Raw genomic sequence first — 15,542 nt, 5'->3', positions numbered from 1 at the left:
TATTGAAATTGTGGCAATTTTATGTGGTAGCGTGGGGCGGACTTGAACCGCCGACCCCAGCATTATGAGTGCTGTGCTCTAACCAGCTGAGCTACCACGCCATTCACATGGGCGCCGAATACTCAAGCAGGGCATGGCTGTCAAACGGAAACGGTTGCCGGGGCCATTTGCAGACCGAACTTGGGTGTGTCGGCGGAGATCGCCGATGGGGCTTGCGAGGTTTCGCCGATCTGCGAAAAAAGCCGTTTTTACCGCCACTTGGGCCGATTCTGCCTTACTCATGCCAAGGTGCAGGACGACATGGAGTTAACCTGAAACCGGAGTTTCCCATGCGCCGCCTTCCCGGGCTTCCATCCCTTCCAAAAGCCGCCGCTGTCTATGGCTTGTCGATGCTGTCTGCGGCGGTTTTGCTGGTGCTTATCTATGACGATTCGCAGCAGGCCGCGGCGCGGATGATCGCATTGCGTGAAGGCCCGCCCGCCGCTGTTCCGGTGCAGGATTTCGAATCAGGGCGTGACACGGGGCCAACGGGTGAGGTGCAGTTGCGGGCGCAGATCGACACGTCGATGCCGTTGCAGGTGGTGTTCCGATCGGGCCTGAAGCGACAGCGCGCGGTTGTCTATCCGATGCTGGCGGCCGAAATCGGGGCGGACAGAACTCTGGCACCGGTTCTGGGATACCTGCATGTCACCGGCCCGCTGACCGAGGTCGAGGTTCTGAACCCCGCAAGATATCTGCCGGAGCTTACCAACGTCGGGCCGGTCGGCCCGATCATCAATATTCAGGGCGAGGTCGGCGGATCGACTGAGCTGGATCGTCTGACAAAAGAGGCTTTGGCCGCTTCCGGTTGGCCGCTTGCGGATCGCCTGTTGCCTGTGGCTTTGTATTCCAAGGGGCGGCTGGTGGGGCTGACGGCTCCGCGCCCGTCGGGAATGCGTCTCCCGCTGATTCTGCTCGCCGTGGTTACCGCACTGCTCGGCGGCCTCCTCAGCCGTCGCTGTGCCCGAGAATTCGCCTTGCGGCCCTTGGTTCCGTCCGGGGCGGGCGGGGGCCGCCTGCGCCCCGACCTGCCCTCGGTTCCGGCGACCGACAAGGGACGCAGGCGGCTTGCACCACTGGCGCCACAGCAGGACGTCACCGCGCGGCCGACAAGACCGGCACGTCAGATGTTTCCGGTGACCAGCCAATGTGTTGCGTGGCTGGTGCCGCAAATGCAAAGGCTGGCAGGACGGATTCGCCGAACCGGCTCGTGATCGCCGCCTGCCGTTCGACGTTGGACCGGGTGGGGCTGCTCAGAAATCGGGCGTGACGCCGGGCAGGCGCAGTTCCTTGATGAGATCGCGCAGTTCCTGCCGGGCGGCGATGTTCGACAGGTTCAGGTTGCCGACGCCCATATCCTTGAGATCCAGAAGGGTCAGCCCGCGGGGAAACAACTCGCGAAAGATCACCCGTTCGGAAAAACCGGGGGCAACGCGAAATCCGATCCGTTTGGCCAGATGACCCAAAGCCTCGCCCATCTTTTTCTTGTTGTGCATCTGCTGCGCGCCAAGACGGTTGCGCACGACAATCCAGTCGATCGGCTTCAGGCCAGCCTGCGCGCGCAATTGCCGCGCGTTCCAGACCATTTCGGAATAGACCGAAGGCCCGGTAATCCGGCTGGTTTCCGGGTCGACCCGTGCCAGAAGATCGAAATCGACGAAACTGTCATTCAATGGCGAAATCAAAGTATCGGCAAGCGAGTGAGCGACCTGCGAAAGCCGGGTGTGGCTGCCGGGACAATCGATCAGAATGAAATCGCTGGTTTCTTCCATCCCCGCAACAGCGGCGGACAACCGGCGGTCATAGACATTTTCGCCGGGGGCCAGCGCCGCCTGATCGATTTCGGGCAGATCGCGGTAATCGGGGGTCGGCAGTTCCATCCCCTTTTTCAACAGGTAATGCCGACGGTTTTCGACATAGCGCCCGAAACTGCGCTGCCTGAGGTCAAGGTCGATCGCCCCCACCCGATGCCCCATGCGCGCCAACGCAGTGGCCACATGCATGGATGTGGTGGATTTGCCCGATCCGCCCTTTTCGTTTCCGACGACGATTATATGCGCCAACAGCCTGCCCTTTATTCCATCCGCCCGACGACGGTTTGGCGGGACTATATGGTCAGGGATTCGGCAAGAAAAGCAGTGGTCACCCCAAAAGCGATATTAGTGCCACCGGCGGGGCTGTTTTCACACTGCCGAGGCGGGTGTGTCGCACCAGGGGCGCGGCTGTTCGGCATATCCGATGTAAAGCGGATGTTTCGGATGCCCTGCCTTGCTGAGCCCGAGATGAAACAGCGGGGCTCCGGTGGCGCGCAGCAACCGCTCTGCCTCGGCACCGCGATTCAGATGTGCGCCATGGGTGCCCCAGGCGCAGAGCACCAATTGCGCCCACAGCGCGGCGTCGCGGATTGCGTCGTCATTGGCCGGGCCGACCGGATCGGGCGCGGCGCGCATTTCCCGTGGATCGGTGTTGCGCCAGGCAAAAATGTTGGTCACGCGGAACGCGCCGTATCCCAGCGCCCGCGCCCGCCGCTCGCAGCGTTCGACGGTCGGGTCGTTCTGCATCTCGGTTGCGGTGGACGGGTTCAGCATAACAAAGGCGATCCGACCCTTGCTGGTTTCCCATGTGCGGGTCAGCGCATAGCGATAGCGTTCACAGTCGGAATACACGGCCAGAGACGCCGCATCGCCCTTTTGAAAGCCGCGTTCGATCAATTGTTGAACACCCGCGACGGGTGCAGCTCACCACTGCGATAGATGCCCACTGCCACCGCCCGGCCTTCGAACGACGCCCATGCCTCGTCTCCGTATTCGGCATCGGATGAAATGACCTGTCCGGGGTTGCCGTTCTTCAGCCGCGCAGCGCCCTCGGCGGTGCAGCGGACCTCGGGCAGATCGGCCAGTCCGGTTTCCAGTGGCAACAGGTGATTGTCCAGCTCGGGTGTGTGCGCCATCGCCTCGACCTGCTCCATCGTCAGGCCATCCTCGACATCGAACGGCCCCGACCAGGTACGGCGCAGCGACACGACATGCCCGTGACAGCCCAGCGCGATGCCCAGATCACGGGCGATGGCGCGGACATATCCGCCTTTGCCACAGACCATTTCCAGTTCGGCATGGTCGGGATCGGGGCGCGACAGCAGGGTCAGTTCATCGACAAACAGCGGGCGGGACGCGATTTCCATGGTTTCGCCGTCGCGGGCGCGTTTATAGGCGCGTTCACCGTCGATCTTGACCGCCGAAAACTGCGGCGGCACCTGTTCGATATCGCCGGTCAGTGGCACCAAGGCGCGGCGGATATCCTCGTCCGTCGGGCGCAGGTCAGAGGTTGCTGTCACCTCGCCCTGGGCATCGTCGGTGTTGGTGGCCTGACCAAACCGGACGGTAAAGCGGTATGCCTTCAACGCATCGGTGATATACGGCACGGTCTTGGTTGCCTCGCCCAATGCGATGGCAAGAACCCCGGTCGCATCCGGGTCAAGCGTGCCGGCATGGCCTGCCTTGGCGGCCTGAAACGCCCAGCGTACCTTGTTGACCACGGCGGTCGATGTCGGCCCGGCGGGTTTGTCGACCACCAGCCAGCCGGAAATGTCGCGCCCTTTGCGTCTGCCCATGGATGATCTCCTGTTTCGTCCGGCTGCTAGCGGGCGGGGCCGGGCGCGTCAATCCGCCTGGCTTGTTCAGACCGACCCGGTCTGCGTCATAAATTGGTCCATTGTTCGACCCGATCAGTCGGCCTGCGTCACGGTGCCGATCACCGGTCCCATGGGGAATCCGCCGTCCGACCGGCCAATCTGTGGCGCGTAAAGCCGTGAAATGTTGCCGTCCAGAAACAGCGCGTTTGGCGTCGCCAGCTCATCGCGGAACAGCCGGCCAAAGTGGTGAAAGTTCACCGCGCGGTTTGAGATCGCCATCACCACCTCTGACCCGTCCGCCGATACGCCGACGCCGTTACGGATATACCGTGACGTGCCATCCTCCAGGAACCTCGGGTGTAATTCTCCGTCAATTACCAGCATCGGCCCGGACTGGGTGGCGAAATCGCAGGAAGGCGGCGCTGCGGCATAGGTGCGGGTCTCGATCACCGCGGCCTTTGCGCCGGTCACGCAGAACACACCGTTGGGCAGCAGGCCGAAATTCCCCGGCCCTTCCGACGTGACGACGCGCATTTTTTCCGCGCCGTTTTCGATATAAAGCCCGACCGGCGCACGGTCGGAATGATACATCCCGGCGTTCATCGCCACACCCAGCGCCTTGCCTTCTTCGCGCAGCGCCCGGTCAATGTTGCGAAAGCTGCCAAAGGGCGCGCCCGTCCCATCGTTCAGCCACAGGCGCAGCGGATCATCGGCCAGACGGACACGGCAGACAGTGAAGGGAGCGTTGTCGAAGGTGACGGTTTCGCAGACCGGTTCAGCGAAAGCTGCCTGCGGCAGAATCAGCACGGCCAATGCGGCAAGCCAACGGCGCATGATCAGCTTTCGTCCGGCGTGTCGTTGTCCAGATCGCGGCGTACATTTTCACGGTTCAGCAATTCGCGGGTCTGGTCCATCCGGTCGAACGTGTCGTCGATCAGGTAACGCAGTTCCGGCACGTTGCGCAGCGTGATCTCGCGGCCCAGAAGGCGGCGGATTTCGCCCTTGTTGCGCTTCAACGCGGCAATCGCTCCGGGCTGATCCTGACCCCCAAGCGGCAAAACGAACACCGTCGCCACACGCAGATCGGGAGAGGTCCGCACCTCGGATACGGTGATTGATCGCTGATTGAGGTCGGAATCGTGGATCCCGCCCTTCATCAGAATATCCGACAGGGTACGACGGATCAATTCGCCAACCCGCAATTGGCGGTTGGACGGTCCGGAGTCGCTGGTGAAACGGTTCTTGGCCATGGAGCCGATCTAAGCCGCTTCCCCGGCCAGTGCAACCGGGGGTTTGCGCGGCGCGGCAAAGCGGATAAACCTCGGGCGGATTTTAGCGGAGGCAGGACATGGAACGGCAAACCGGAATTGTGGTGACGGGCGTGTCAGGGCGTATGGGGCGGATGCTGGTTGACCAGATCACAGCCAGCCCGGACATGCGGCTGACCGGTGCCATTGAGCGGGCCGGGCATGGTTGGATCGGGCAGGATCTGGGCACCGCCATGGGCGGGGCGGCTTCGGGTATAATCGTGACCGATGATGCCCGGGCTGCTTTGGGCAATGGGCAGGTGGTGATTGATTTCACCGCCCCCGCCGCAACCGTTTCGCTGGCCGCGCTCTGCGCCGATGTTGGAGTCGCCCATGTGATCGGCACCACGGGGATGAGCGATGGCGATATCGCCGCCATTGACCGCGCCGCCGAACGTACCGCCATTGTGCGCGCGGGCAACATGAGCCTTGGGGTAAACCTGCTGACTTTGCTGGTGAAACAGGTCGCAGCGGCGCTTGACGACAGTTACGACATCGAAGTGATCGAGGCACACCACCGCCACAAGGTCGACGCGCCATCGGGCACTGCGCTGATGCTGGGTCAGGCGGCGGCGGATGGGCGCGGCGTTGCCCTGCCTGATGTTGCTGACCGGGGGCGCGACGGAATTACGGGCGCGCGGGTGCCCGGGCATATCGGATTTAGTGCGGTGCGCGGCGGCGATATCATCGGCGATCATGACGTGATGTTCGCGGCGGACGGCGAACAGATCACCCTGCGTCACCGGGCCAGCGACCGCAGCCTGTTCGCCCGTGGCGCGCTGAAGGCGGCACTCTGGGTCGCGAACCGGGCACCCGGGCATTATGACATGCTGGATGTTCTGGGGCTGAAGCCAACCAAGTGATATCGTCGGGAAAACCGTTCCCGTCATGGGATGGAATTCAGAGAGCTATCATGCGCCGGACCCGAGCCCTTGCTGCCGTCCTTTGTCTTGCCTTTCCAGCAGGTACCGCGCTTGCCGAAGGGTTCAGAACCGTGACGCAAAGGGCGGATTTCGTGCAACTGGTCGACGGGCGCATGCTGACGCGGTTGGGAATCCGGCTGAACGTCGCACCGGATGGCGGAATCAGCGGCAAGGCGTTTGGTGCCGCAGTCACCGGCAGTTGGAACTGGTCGGACGGATTTTTCTGCCGCGATCTGAGCTACGGCAGCCGAAAACTGGCACAGAATTGCCAGCGGGTTCAGGTGAGCGAGTCGATCCTGCGGTTCATTGCCGACAAGGGCGCGGGCGAATCTGCCGATCTGACCCTGCGCTGAGTCCCGCCTAGGTCATCGCTGACCGTGAGATACAACGCTCTGGAACTGGCAGCTCCTAGAAAACGCCGTCCCTAGAAATCAATGGCGATCCCTTTTTTCTCCCAGTCGCCATAGCGCACGGGTTCGGGTCCGTCGCGCCCGCCCAACTCAGTGGGCAAATCAGGCGGCGGCGCTTTCGCGCGTCTCTCCTCGGCCTCGGCCAGCGCGCGAAGCGCGGCGGGCGGAAGTTCGGTTGCCGGTTCGGCCATTTCTTCGGGCTGCTGATCGGCCTGTTGATCAGCCAGTCGTTCGGTCGGGTTATTGGTCGGCTTATTGGTCGGGTCGTCCATGGTTGCGCTCCTGCTGTTGCACGGCGTATTGCAGATATACGTCGGCGCGGAGCATTCGCAACCCGCCGCATTGTTTCAGCCTCGGAGATCGCGCCATGACCAGCACCGCCAATATGCCGCGACAGGCCGCGCTGACGCTTATTGCCCATGTTCTGGACGAAGGCCGCCTGCTGTCCGAGGTGACGGGGCCGGTCCTTGGGCCACTTTCGCCGCCCGAACGTGCACGGGCCGGGCGGTTGGCTGCCGGAACCCTGCGCTGGATGGATCGGGCCGACCGCGCGTTGGGGCCGTTCCTGCGGATGAAGCCCTGGCCAAAGGTGCACAATGCGCTGCGGCTGGCGATCTATGAAATCTTTGTCGAAGGCGCCGCCGAACATGGTGCGGTCAGCGCGGCGGTCGATCTGGTGCGCTCGGACGGCCATGCCGCGGGGCAGGCAGGGCTGACCAACGGCGTGCTGCGCAATGTGCTGCGCAAGGGCGGATGGGATGATCTGCCGCTGCCGCGTCTGCCCAAACCCCTGCGCAAACGGCTGCTGGCGATTTACGGCAAAGAGGTCGTCGCGGAGATGGAGGCGGTGTTTGCCGCCACTCCGCCGCTGGATCTGACGCCAAAGGATGGCGACGGGGCGGCGCTGGCCGAGCGGTTGGGCGGAATCGTCCTGCCCACGGGTTCGGTCCGGTTGACCGTCAAGGGTCAGGTTTCGGCGCTGGACGGATATGACAGCGGCGATTGGTGGGTGCAGGATGCCGCGGCGGCGCTGCCTGCGCGGGCGCTGGACGTGCAACTGGGCGAAAGGGTGCTCGACATGTGCGCCGCGCCGGGAGGCAAGACACTGCAACTGGCGGCGGCGGGGGCCGATGTCACCGCGCTGGACAATTCCGAGCCACGGATGGTGCGGATGCACGAAAATCTGGCGCGCTGTGGGTTGCCCGCGCAAGTGGTGGTGGCTGATGCGCTGACCTATGACGCGCCGTTGTTTGACGCGGTGCTTCTGGACGCGCCCTGTTCGGCCACCGGCACGATCCGCCGCCACCCCGACCTGCCTCAGGCCAAGCGCGATCTGGATTTCTCGCCTTTGGTTGCGCAACAATCTGCGATGATCGACGCGGCGCTGCGGCTGGTAAAGCCCGGCGGGCGGGTGGTCTTTTGCACCTGTTCGCTGCTGCCCGAAGAGGGCGAGGAACAGGTGTCCGCCGCCCTTGCCCGTCATCCGGGGCTGACGGTTGAAACCGGACCATTGAATCTGCCCGGCATTCACGATGACTGGATCCTGCCCGGGATCGGCCTGCGCCTGCGCCCGGATTACCAGAGCGAGATGGGCGGAATGGACGGTTTCTTTATTACGCGGTTCCGCCGACCGGAGTGATCGGGCGCTTTTTGCCATGACAGCCCGGCCCGGTCGGCGTAGAATGTGCGCCAACGACCCCGCATTACAAGGCGAGGCAAGGCAGGCAGTGTCCCGATCCGAACCATGGACAGCGCGCAAGACGCGCTGGATGAACCGCATTCGCGCGCGGCTGAGCACGCTCAGCGCGCCCGCGACCGGATTCGTCTCGCAGCCGGAGCCCCGCACCATCGGGTCGTTCGCCCGGGGGCGGCAGATTTCCGCAGGTAATTTCCTGTTCGCGGGGTATCTGGTCGAGGCGCCGGATACCGCGATCTGGGATCTGCCGATGCCCGATCATGCCTTCGAGGAAGAATTGCACGGCTTCACCTGGATCGACGATCTGGCGGCGGTGGGCGACGGTGCGGCAAACCTGCGCATGCGCACCTGGACCCATGCCTGGATCACCCGGTTCGGGCGCGGCACCGGCCCGGGCTGGACGCCGGATCTGACCGGGCGGCGGCTGATCCGCTGGATTCACCATGCCATCGTGCTGTTGAACGCACAGGGCGGCAGCAGCAGTCAGGCGTTCTTTCGCAGTTTGGCACAGCAAACCAATTTCCTTGCCCACCGCTGGACCGCCGCGTCCCCCGGTCTGTCCCGCTTCGAGGCGCTGACCGGCCTGATCTATGCCGGAATTTCGCTTGAAGGGATGGATCGCCACCTTTCGCCCGCCGTCAAGGCGTTGGGGCGCGAATGCATCTCGCAGATCGATGAACAGGGCGGAATCCCGACCCGCAATCCCGAAGAGTTGATGGAGGTGTTCACCCTGCTGTCATGGGCCGCTGCGGCGTTGCGCGAAACCGGCCACGCGCCGGGGGTGGCGCATCTTGCGGCGCTGGAGCGTATCGCCCCGGCCCTGCGCGCCCTGCGCCATGCAGACGGCGGGCTGGCGCGGTTTCACGGTGGTGGGCGCGGCATAGAAGGGCGGCTGGATCAGGCGCTTGCGGCGAGCGGCATCAAGGGCGGACGCCGCGAGGGGCTGGCGATGGGATTCTATCGGTTGGGTCATGGGCGCACTTCGGTCCTTGTGGATGCCGCATCCCCGCCGGTGCGCGACGCCAGCGCTCAGGGTCATGCGAGCACTCTGGCGTTCGAATTGACCTCGGGGCGACGGCCTTTGGTGGTGAATTGCGGGTCCGGGCGCACCTTTGGCGAAAAATGGCGCCGGGCGGGCCGCGCAACGCCGTCCCATTCGACCTTGGCGATCGAGGGCTATTCCTCGGCGCGGCTGGGAGTGGCGGGGGTGATCGACGGGCGTATGGCCGAACTGTTGGTCGACGCGCCCCGGGATGTGCGGATCGAGCCGCGCAATTCGGACCTGTCCAGCGGTTTGATCGCCGGGCACGACGGGTATCTGGCGACCCATGGGCTGACCCATGTGCGGCAGTTGTATCTGAGTTTCGACGGACGCGGCGTGCATGGCGAAGATGTGTTGGCCACGGTCGAGAAAAGCGACGAACGGCAATTCGACCGCGCGCTGGACGGATTGGAACTGAAAGGCGTGCGGTTCAAGCTGCGGTTCCATCTGCACCCGGATGTGGATGCCGAGCTTGATATGGGCGGCACTGCGGTTTCGATGGCGCTGAAAAGCGGCGAAATATGGGTTTTCCGCCATTCAGGCGATGCGAAACTGACGCTGGAACCTTCGGTATATCTGGAGCGCGGACGTCTGGCACCCCGGGCGACGCGCCAGATTGTGCTGTCTGCGGTGGCGGTGGATTACGCCACGCGGATAAGCTGGACCCTTGCCAAGGCGCAGGATACCCCCGATACGATCCGCGACCTGGAGCGTGAAGACATGATGCTCGTTGATTGATCCACAGACCGATCCACTGCGTAAGGAGCCCGCATGACCGATACCGCAACTGACCGAACCTCTGCTCGATTTCCAATTCGCCGTGCCTTGCTGTCGGTGTCCGACAAGACCGGGCTGGCCGATCTGGGGCGGGCGCTGGCCAGTCAGGGTGTCGAACTGCTGTCGACCGGCGGCACGGCAAAGGCGTTGCGCGATGCGGGCCTGACAGTGCGCGACGTGGCCGATGTGACCGGATTTCCGGAAATGATGGATGGGCGGGTCAAGACGCTGCACCCGGCGGTGCATGGCGGGTTGCTGGCGCTGCGTGACAATGCCGATCATGTGGCGGCGATGGAGGCCCATGGGATCGTCGGCATCGATCTGCTGGTCGTCAACCTGTACCCGTTCGAGGAAACAGTGGCGCGTGGCGCGGATTATGACACCTGTGTCGAAAACATCGACATCGGCGGCCCGGCGATGATCCGTGGTGCGGCCAAGAACCATGGCTTTGTGACAACCGTCGTCGATGTGGAAGATTACTCTGTTTTGCTGGACGAACTGGCTAAGGGCGGGACGACCCTCGCGTTCCGGCAGCGCATGGCGCAGATCGCCTATGGCCGCACCGCTGCCTATGACGCCGCGGTGTCGACCTGGATGGCCGGTGCGATCGGCGAGCCGGTGCCGCGGCGCCGGGTGTTTGCGGGCGCGCTGTCGCAATCATTGCGTTATGGCGAGAACCCACATCAAAGCGCGGCATTTTATGTTGACGGATCAGTCCGCCCCGGCGTGGCGACCGCACAGCAACATCAGGGCAAGGCGCTGTCCTATAACAACATCAACGATACCGACGCGGCGTTTGAGCTGATCTCTGAATTCGCCGATGGCCCGCCCGCCTGCGCAATCATCAAACATGCCAACCCATGCGGCGTGGCCACCGGCGCGACCCTTGCCGAAGCATACCAGCGGGCCTTTGATTGTGACCGCACCAGCGCATTCGGCGGGATCGTGGCGCTGAACCGACCGCTGGACGCCGAAACAGCGGAATTGATTTCAGCGATATTTACCGAAGTCGTCGTCGCGCCCGGGGCGGACGCCGGTGCAGTGAGTATTTTTGCAAAGAAGAAGAACCTGCGTTTGCTCACCACCTCGGGGCTTGCCGATCCATGGGCTGGCGGGATGACCCTGAAACAGGTGGCGGGCGGGATGCTGGTGCAGGATCGTGACAATGGCCATGTGGCGCGCGCCGATCTGCGCGTGATGACAAAGCGCCAGCCCACCGAAGCCGAGCTGGACGATCTGCTGTTCGCCTGGACCGTGGCCAAACATGTGAAATCCAACGCCATCGTCTATGCCAATTCCCGCGCAACCGTCGGCATCGGTGCGGGCCAGATGAGCCGGGTCGACAGCACCCGGATCGCTGCGAGAAAGGCCGAGGACATGGCCGAGGCCTTGGGTCTGACCACACCATTGACCCGCGGATCGGTCGCTGCATCGGATGCGTTCTTTCCCTTTCCCGACGGTTTGCTGACTTTGGCCGAAGCGGGCGCAACGGCGGTGATCCAGCCGGGGGGATCGGTCAAGGACGACGCCGTGATCGCCGCCGCCGACGAGGCCGGGCTGGCCATGGTGTTTACCGGCATGCGACATTTCAGGCACTGATATGCGGGTATTGTGGATCACGGCCGGGATCGTTTTGCTGCTGGATCAAGTCAGCAAATACATTGTCGTGCACCGGCTGAACCTGAGGTCGGTGGGCGATATCGATGTCTGGCCGCCCTATCTGAACTTTCGGATGGCGTGGAACCGGGGGGTCAACTTCGGCCTGCTGGCGGATGAAGGCAATCTGACCCGCTGGATTCTGATTGTCGTCGCTGTGGCGATCACCGTCTGGGTGCTGATCTGGATGTGGCGCGACCGTCAGGGGCGGTGGGCGATGATTTCGGGCGGGCTTTTGGTGGGGGGCGCGGTTGGCAATGTGATCGACCGGCTGATCTATGGCGCGGTGGCGGATTTTCTCAACATGTCGTGTTGCGGCTTGGAGAACCCCTATGCCTTCAATGTCGCCGATATTGCGATCTTTGCCGGGGCGTTGGGGCTGGTCCTTTTTACCTCGGGCAGCAGTAAAACCAACAAGGGCGGAAAGCCGCGTAAATCGCGCAGACAAAAGACCCCGTGACGGCGCGGTGCCAATCGGATAAACCGTGCTGCGAGGCACGAGGGAGGCGCAGATGACAGGCGCGATACGCATGATAGCCGGGTTCGGGCAAAGAGGTCTTGCCACAGCATTGGTGCTGGGCCTGCTTGCGGGTTGCAGTTCTTCAGATGAACCGCGCCTGATGAACCTGAAGAAGACCGGCGCGGGCCCGGATGAATTTGCCATCCTGCCGACCAAACAGCTTCAGGCTCCGACGAATTTCAGTGAACTTCCGGCGCCGACGCCGGGTGGGTCCAACCGGACCGATCCGACGCCCAAGGCCGATGCCATCGCGGCGCTGGGCGGCGATCCGTCGCGCCTGTCGGGCGGTGGGGTGAATGACGCTGCTCTGATCGGACATACCACGCGGTTCGGCACCGATCCGGCGATCCGCGCCCAGCTTGCATCGCTTGACCTGCAGTTCCGCAAGGACAACGACGGGCGGCTGCTGGAGCGGTTGTTCAACGTCAGCGTCTATTTCAAGGCCTATCGGAAGTACGAACTGGACCAGTATAGCGAGCTGGAACGGTTCCGCGCCGCAGGGATCCGCACCCCCGCAGTGCCACCGGATGCCAAGACGACGAAACGCTAGCGCAGGATCACCTTGATCCGGTTAGATTCGGGCTGAGCCAATCTCAGTTGGGGTCGGCCGGTTCAAGGCCTGGAAATGCGCAGCCTGTCGTGGTGGTCAAACGCGCATTTCAATTCTTTGTTATTTTATATGAATCTAAAACGCTTTGGGTCACGTCTTTGTCGGGCGGGTTGCAGACGGGTTGTGACACCACACATATTGCCCGGGGTTCCCCCGTAACAGGAGATGTCATGCCGCGCCTGCCGATCCGCCTTGCGTTCTCGCTTTTTGCCCTGCTGCCGCTGCCCGCCTTGGCGGATGAGCTGACGACGTTCACTCTGGACAACGGGATGGAGGTGGTGGTGCTGGAAGATCACCGCGCCCCCGTCGTGGTTCAGATGGTTTGGTACAGGGTTGGGGCGGCGGACGAACCGCCGGGCAAATCCGGCATCGCGCATTATCTGGAACATCTGATGTTCAAGGGCACCGATACTCTGGAACCGGGCGAATTCTCCAAGGTCGTCGCGGCCAATGGCGGCACGGACAACGCCTTTACCAGTCAGGATTACACCGCCTATCATCAACGGGTCGCGGCAAACCGGTTGGACCTGGTGATGCAGATGGAAGCGGACCGGATGCGCGATCTGCAACTGGACGGTCGCGATATTCTGACCGAGCGTCAGGTGGTGATCGAGGAACGCGCCCAGCGGACCGATAGCGATCCGGGCGCGCTGTTCAATGAGCAGCGAAACGCGGCGCAGTATCAAAATCATCCCTACGGCATTCCGGTCATCGGCTGGAAGCACGAGATGGAGGCGTTGACGCTGGACGACGCGCTGTCGTTCTATCGCCGGTATTATGCGCCGAACAACGCGGTTCTGGTTGTGGCGGGCGATGTCGATCCAGCCGAGGTGCGCAGGCTTGCCGAAACACATTACGGCGCGCTGGCTCCGACGCCCGACCTGCCCGAACGCCTGCGCCCGCAGGAACCGCCACAGCGCGCCGAACGCCGCATGCTGTTTAAGGATGCGCGAATCGCCCAGCCCTATGTGATCCGCACCTATCTGGCCCCCGAACGCGATCCGGGTGATCAGACCGAGGCGGCGGCGCTGACCCTGCTGGCGGCGGTACTAGGCGGGTCGTCGCAGACCAGCGAGCTGGGCCGCGCCTTGCAGTTCGACAACCCCAAGGCGCTGTATACCTCGGCGTTCTATGACGGGATCAACCTTGACGACACGACGTTCGGGTTGGTGATCGTGCCGGTGCCGGGGGTGTCCCTGCAACAGGCCGAAGATCTGATGGATGCCGAAATCGCCGCCTTTCTGGATCGCGGCGTCGATCCGGAGCAGTTGGAGAGAATCCGCATGCAGTTGAACGCCTCGTTGATTTACGGACAGGATTCGGTGCAGGCGCGCGCACAGCTTTACGGCTCGGCGCTGACCAGCGGTCTGACGCTGGAGGATGTGAAAGTCTGGCCAGAATTGCTGCAACAGGTGACGGGCGAAGACATCGTTGCTGCGGGACGCCGGGTTTTCCAGCGTGACAACGCTGTGACCGGATGGCTGCGGGCGCCAGAAGGTGCTGTCGGAACCGTGCCTGATCCGGCTGCAGAAACGGCTTTGGAGACCAGCCCTCCAACGATCATCGAAACAAATGAAAAAGAGGTAACGCAATGATCCGGTTTGCGATCACGCTTGGTGCGTTCCTGATGGCGGCGCTGCCCCTGCGTGCGGCAGTGGAAATTCAACAGGTCACTTCGCCCGGTGGTATTTCCGCTTGGCTGGTTGAAGAACATTCAATCCCGTTCACCGCGCTGGAAATCCGGTTCAAAGGCGGTCAGTCGCTGGACCGCCCCGGCAAACGTGGCGCGGTCAATCTGATGACCGGGCTGATCGAGGAAGGTGCCGGTGATCTCGACGCTCAGGGGTTTGCGGCCGCACGGGAATCGCTGGCGGCCAGTTTCGGCTTTGATTCGTGGAACGACGGCCTGTCGGTTTCGGCGCAGTTCCTGACCGAAAACCGCCAGGAGGCTGTCGAGTTGCTGCGCAAGGCGTTGATCGAACCGCGTTTTGATCAGGATGCCGTGGACCGGGTGCGCGAACAGGTTCTTTCTGGCATCCGCAGTGACGCGACGGACCCGGGCGAGATTGCATCGGCGACGGTCGCGCGGCTGAGCTTTGGCGATCATCCCTATGGATCTGACGGCGGCGGCACGACCGAATCCGTGACTGCGCTGACTCGTGACGATATCGTGCAGGCGTGGCAGGACGTGTTGGTGCGCGACCAGCTTTATGTTGGTGCGGTGGGTGACATCACGCCGGGTGAACTTGGCGTGCTGCTTGACGACCTGCTGGGCGGGTTGCCGCAATCGGGTGCGCCCATGCCGGGCAAGGCTGAATTTCTGGCCGGGCCGGGTGTGACCGTGGTGCCCTTTGACACGCCACAGTCGGTGATCGTGTTTGGTCATGCGGGCATTGAACGGGATGATCCGGATTTCTTTCCCGCTTTCGTCGCCAATCAGATTTTCGGCGGCAGCGGTTTCAGTGCCCGCCTGATGACCGAGGTGCGCGAAAAGCGTGGTCTGACCTATGGTATCGGTACCTATCTGGCGACCTATGACCACGGAGAGGCGGTTCTGGGTCAGGCATCGACCGCCAACGAACGGGCGGCCGAGACGGTCGAGGTGATCCGGGACGAGTGGGCGCGGATCGCAGAACAGGGCGTGACCGAGGATGAGTTGGACGCGGCGAAGACATTCCTGACCGGCGCCTATCCGCTGCGGTTTGACGGCAACGGACGGATCGCGGGACAACTTGTGGGGATGCAGACCGAAGGGCTTACCGTCGACTATATCGTCACCCGCAACGACAAGGTGAACGCGGTGACGCTCGACGATATAAAACGGGTGGCGAAACGCGTCTTTCGCCCGGAAGATCTGCATTTTGTGGTGGTCGGACAGCCCGGTGGATTGCAAAGCGACTGATCCGCGCGGCATGGCCGAATCAAATGCTG

16 protein-coding genes and 1 tRNA gene are annotated in these 15,542 nt (G+C 63.1%); 10 read left to right on the top strand and 7 right to left on the bottom strand.

Annotation, left to right across the window (positions count from 1 at the left end; genetic code table 11):
• Positions 1-24: 24 nt before the first annotated feature.
• Positions 25-101: transfer RNA gene (locus FQ320_RS16550), tRNA-Met, on the bottom strand.
• 228 nt (positions 102-329) lie between these two features.
• Here FQ320_RS16550 and FQ320_RS16545 point away from each other — a divergent pair.
• Positions 330-1,253, top strand: a complete 924-nt coding sequence (locus FQ320_RS16545) for a hypothetical protein (protein ID WP_148474214.1) — start codon at positions 330-332, stop codon at positions 1,251-1,253.
• Positions 1,254-1,292: 39 nt separating this feature from the next.
• Here FQ320_RS16545 and FQ320_RS16540 read toward each other — a convergent pair whose 3' ends face one another.
• The 5 genes from FQ320_RS16540 to rbfA form a co-directional block, all read right to left on the bottom strand.
• A complete protein-coding gene (locus FQ320_RS16540; protein ID WP_148474212.1) occupies positions 1,293-2,102 on the bottom strand; it encodes a division plane positioning ATPase MipZ in 810 nt (269 codons plus the stop codon).
• A gap of 120 nt (positions 2,103-2,222) precedes the next feature.
• On the bottom strand, positions 2,223-2,750 hold the full coding sequence (locus tag FQ320_RS16535; RefSeq protein WP_148474210.1) for a DUF1643 domain-containing protein: 528 nt from the start codon (positions 2,748-2,750) through the stop codon (positions 2,223-2,225).
• On the bottom strand, positions 2,747-3,649 hold the full coding sequence (gene truB / locus FQ320_RS16530) for a tRNA pseudouridine(55) synthase TruB (protein ID WP_148474208.1): 903 nt from the start codon (positions 3,647-3,649) through the stop codon (positions 2,747-2,749). The genes FQ320_RS16535 and truB overlap by 4 nt, the downstream gene beginning before the upstream one ends.
• Before the next feature lie 114 nt (positions 3,650-3,763).
• Positions 3,764-4,504: a phosphodiester glycosidase family protein gene (locus FQ320_RS16525; RefSeq protein ID WP_148474207.1), complete on the bottom strand. Its 741-nt coding sequence runs from the start codon at positions 4,502-4,504 to the stop codon at positions 3,764-3,766.
• A gap of 2 nt (positions 4,505-4,506) precedes the next feature.
• A complete protein-coding gene (gene rbfA, locus FQ320_RS16520; protein WP_148474205.1) occupies positions 4,507-4,920 on the bottom strand; it encodes a 30S ribosome-binding factor RbfA in 414 nt (137 codons plus the stop codon).
• Positions 4,921-5,018: 98 nt separating this feature from the next.
• Between rbfA and dapB the strand changes: the two genes are divergently transcribed.
• Together dapB and FQ320_RS16510 are read left to right on the top strand one after the other, a co-directional pair.
• Positions 5,019-5,840: a 4-hydroxy-tetrahydrodipicolinate reductase gene (gene dapB, locus FQ320_RS16515; protein WP_148474203.1), complete on the top strand. Its 822-nt coding sequence runs from the start codon at positions 5,019-5,021 to the stop codon at positions 5,838-5,840.
• Positions 5,841-5,890: 50 nt separating this feature from the next.
• Positions 5,891-6,253, top strand: coding sequence for a dihydrodipicolinate reductase (locus FQ320_RS16510; RefSeq protein WP_148474201.1), 363 nt, complete (start codon positions 5,891-5,893; stop codon positions 6,251-6,253).
• Between the two features lie 71 nt (positions 6,254-6,324).
• Here FQ320_RS16510 and FQ320_RS16505 read toward each other — a convergent pair whose 3' ends face one another.
• Positions 6,325-6,582, bottom strand: a complete 258-nt coding sequence (locus FQ320_RS16505; protein ID WP_255509556.1) for a DUF1674 domain-containing protein — start codon at positions 6,580-6,582, stop codon at positions 6,325-6,327.
• Positions 6,583-6,677: 95 nt separating this feature from the next.
• Between FQ320_RS16505 and FQ320_RS16500 the strand changes: the two genes are divergently transcribed.
• The 7 genes from FQ320_RS16500 (at position 6,678) to FQ320_RS16470 (ending at position 15,513) form a co-directional block, all read left to right on the top strand.
• Positions 6,678-7,949, top strand: a complete 1,272-nt coding sequence (locus FQ320_RS16500) for an RsmB/NOP family class I SAM-dependent RNA methyltransferase (protein ID WP_148474199.1) — start codon at positions 6,678-6,680, stop codon at positions 7,947-7,949.
• Between the two features lie 130 nt (positions 7,950-8,079).
• On the top strand, positions 8,080-9,786 hold the full coding sequence (locus tag FQ320_RS16495) for a heparinase II/III family protein (protein WP_148474197.1): 1,707 nt from the start codon (positions 8,080-8,082) through the stop codon (positions 9,784-9,786).
• Between the two features lie 33 nt (positions 9,787-9,819).
• On the top strand, positions 9,820-11,424 hold the full coding sequence (gene purH / locus FQ320_RS16490) for a bifunctional phosphoribosylaminoimidazolecarboxamide formyltransferase/IMP cyclohydrolase (RefSeq protein WP_148474195.1): 1,605 nt from the start codon (positions 9,820-9,822) through the stop codon (positions 11,422-11,424).
• A 1-nt stretch (position 11,425) separates the two neighbouring features.
• Positions 11,426-11,941 carry a signal peptidase II gene (gene lspA, locus FQ320_RS16485; RefSeq protein ID WP_148474193.1) on the top strand — a complete coding sequence of 172 codons (516 nt, stop codon included), beginning with the start codon at positions 11,426-11,428 and terminating at the stop codon, positions 11,939-11,941.
• Between the two features lie 52 nt (positions 11,942-11,993).
• Positions 11,994-12,551 (top strand): DUF3035 domain-containing protein, encoded by a 558-nt coding sequence (locus FQ320_RS16480; protein WP_255509555.1) that lies wholly within the window; start codon positions 11,994-11,996, stop codon positions 12,549-12,551.
• 230 nt (positions 12,552-12,781) lie between these two features.
• Positions 12,782-14,206 carry a pitrilysin family protein gene (locus FQ320_RS16475; RefSeq protein WP_148474191.1) on the top strand — a complete coding sequence of 475 codons (1,425 nt, stop codon included), beginning with the start codon at positions 12,782-12,784 and terminating at the stop codon, positions 14,204-14,206.
• Entirely contained in the window at positions 14,203-15,513 is a 1,311-nt protein-coding gene (locus FQ320_RS16470) for a pitrilysin family protein (protein ID WP_148474189.1), read from the top strand. The genes FQ320_RS16475 and FQ320_RS16470 overlap by 4 nt, the downstream gene beginning before the upstream one ends.
• Positions 15,514-15,542 lie beyond the last annotated feature (29 nt).

The organism is Oceaniovalibus sp. ACAM 378 (genome assembly GCF_008085915.1).
In the GTDB taxonomy this organism is placed as follows: domain Bacteria; phylum Pseudomonadota; class Alphaproteobacteria; order Rhodobacterales; family Rhodobacteraceae; genus Oceaniglobus.
Note: the sequence above shows the minus strand (reverse complement) of the source record. Positions and strands in the feature narration are given on the sequence as shown.

What these genes read in the sequence shown, in the direction of transcription:
- FQ320_RS16480 (WP_255509555.1), top strand. Translation starts at nt 11,994, where the DNA reads ATGACAGGCGCGATACGCATGATAGCCGGGTTCGGGCAAAGAGGTCTT.
- FQ320_RS16545 (WP_148474214.1), top strand. Translation starts at nt 330, where the DNA reads ATGCGCCGCCTTCCCGGGCTTCCATCCCTTCCAAAAGCCGCCGCTGTC.
- FQ320_RS16505 (WP_255509556.1), bottom strand. Translation starts at nt 6,582, where the DNA reads ATGGACGACCCGACCAATAAGCCGACCAATAACCCGACCGAACGACTG.
- FQ320_RS16500 (WP_148474199.1), top strand. Translation starts at nt 6,678, where the DNA reads ATGACCAGCACCGCCAATATGCCGCGACAGGCCGCGCTGACGCTTATT.
- FQ320_RS16475 (WP_148474191.1), top strand. Translation starts at nt 12,782, where the DNA reads ATGCCGCGCCTGCCGATCCGCCTTGCGTTCTCGCTTTTTGCCCTGCTG.
- FQ320_RS16510 (WP_148474201.1), top strand. Translation starts at nt 5,891, where the DNA reads ATGCGCCGGACCCGAGCCCTTGCTGCCGTCCTTTGTCTTGCCTTTCCA.
- FQ320_RS16525 (WP_148474207.1), bottom strand. Translation starts at nt 4,504, where the DNA reads ATGCGCCGTTGGCTTGCCGCATTGGCCGTGCTGATTCTGCCGCAGGCA.
- truB (WP_148474208.1), bottom strand. Translation starts at nt 3,649, where the DNA reads ATGGGCAGACGCAAAGGGCGCGACATTTCCGGCTGGCTGGTGGTCGAC.
- dapB (WP_148474203.1), top strand. Translation starts at nt 5,019, where the DNA reads ATGGAACGGCAAACCGGAATTGTGGTGACGGGCGTGTCAGGGCGTATG.
- rbfA (WP_148474205.1), bottom strand. Translation starts at nt 4,920, where the DNA reads ATGGCCAAGAACCGTTTCACCAGCGACTCCGGACCGTCCAACCGCCAA.
- FQ320_RS16470 (WP_148474189.1), top strand. Translation starts at nt 14,203, where the DNA reads ATGATCCGGTTTGCGATCACGCTTGGTGCGTTCCTGATGGCGGCGCTG.
- lspA (WP_148474193.1), top strand. Translation starts at nt 11,426, where the DNA reads ATGCGGGTATTGTGGATCACGGCCGGGATCGTTTTGCTGCTGGATCAA.
- FQ320_RS16495 (WP_148474197.1), top strand. Translation starts at nt 8,080, where the DNA reads ATGAACCGCATTCGCGCGCGGCTGAGCACGCTCAGCGCGCCCGCGACC.
- purH (WP_148474195.1), top strand. Translation starts at nt 9,820, where the DNA reads ATGACCGATACCGCAACTGACCGAACCTCTGCTCGATTTCCAATTCGC.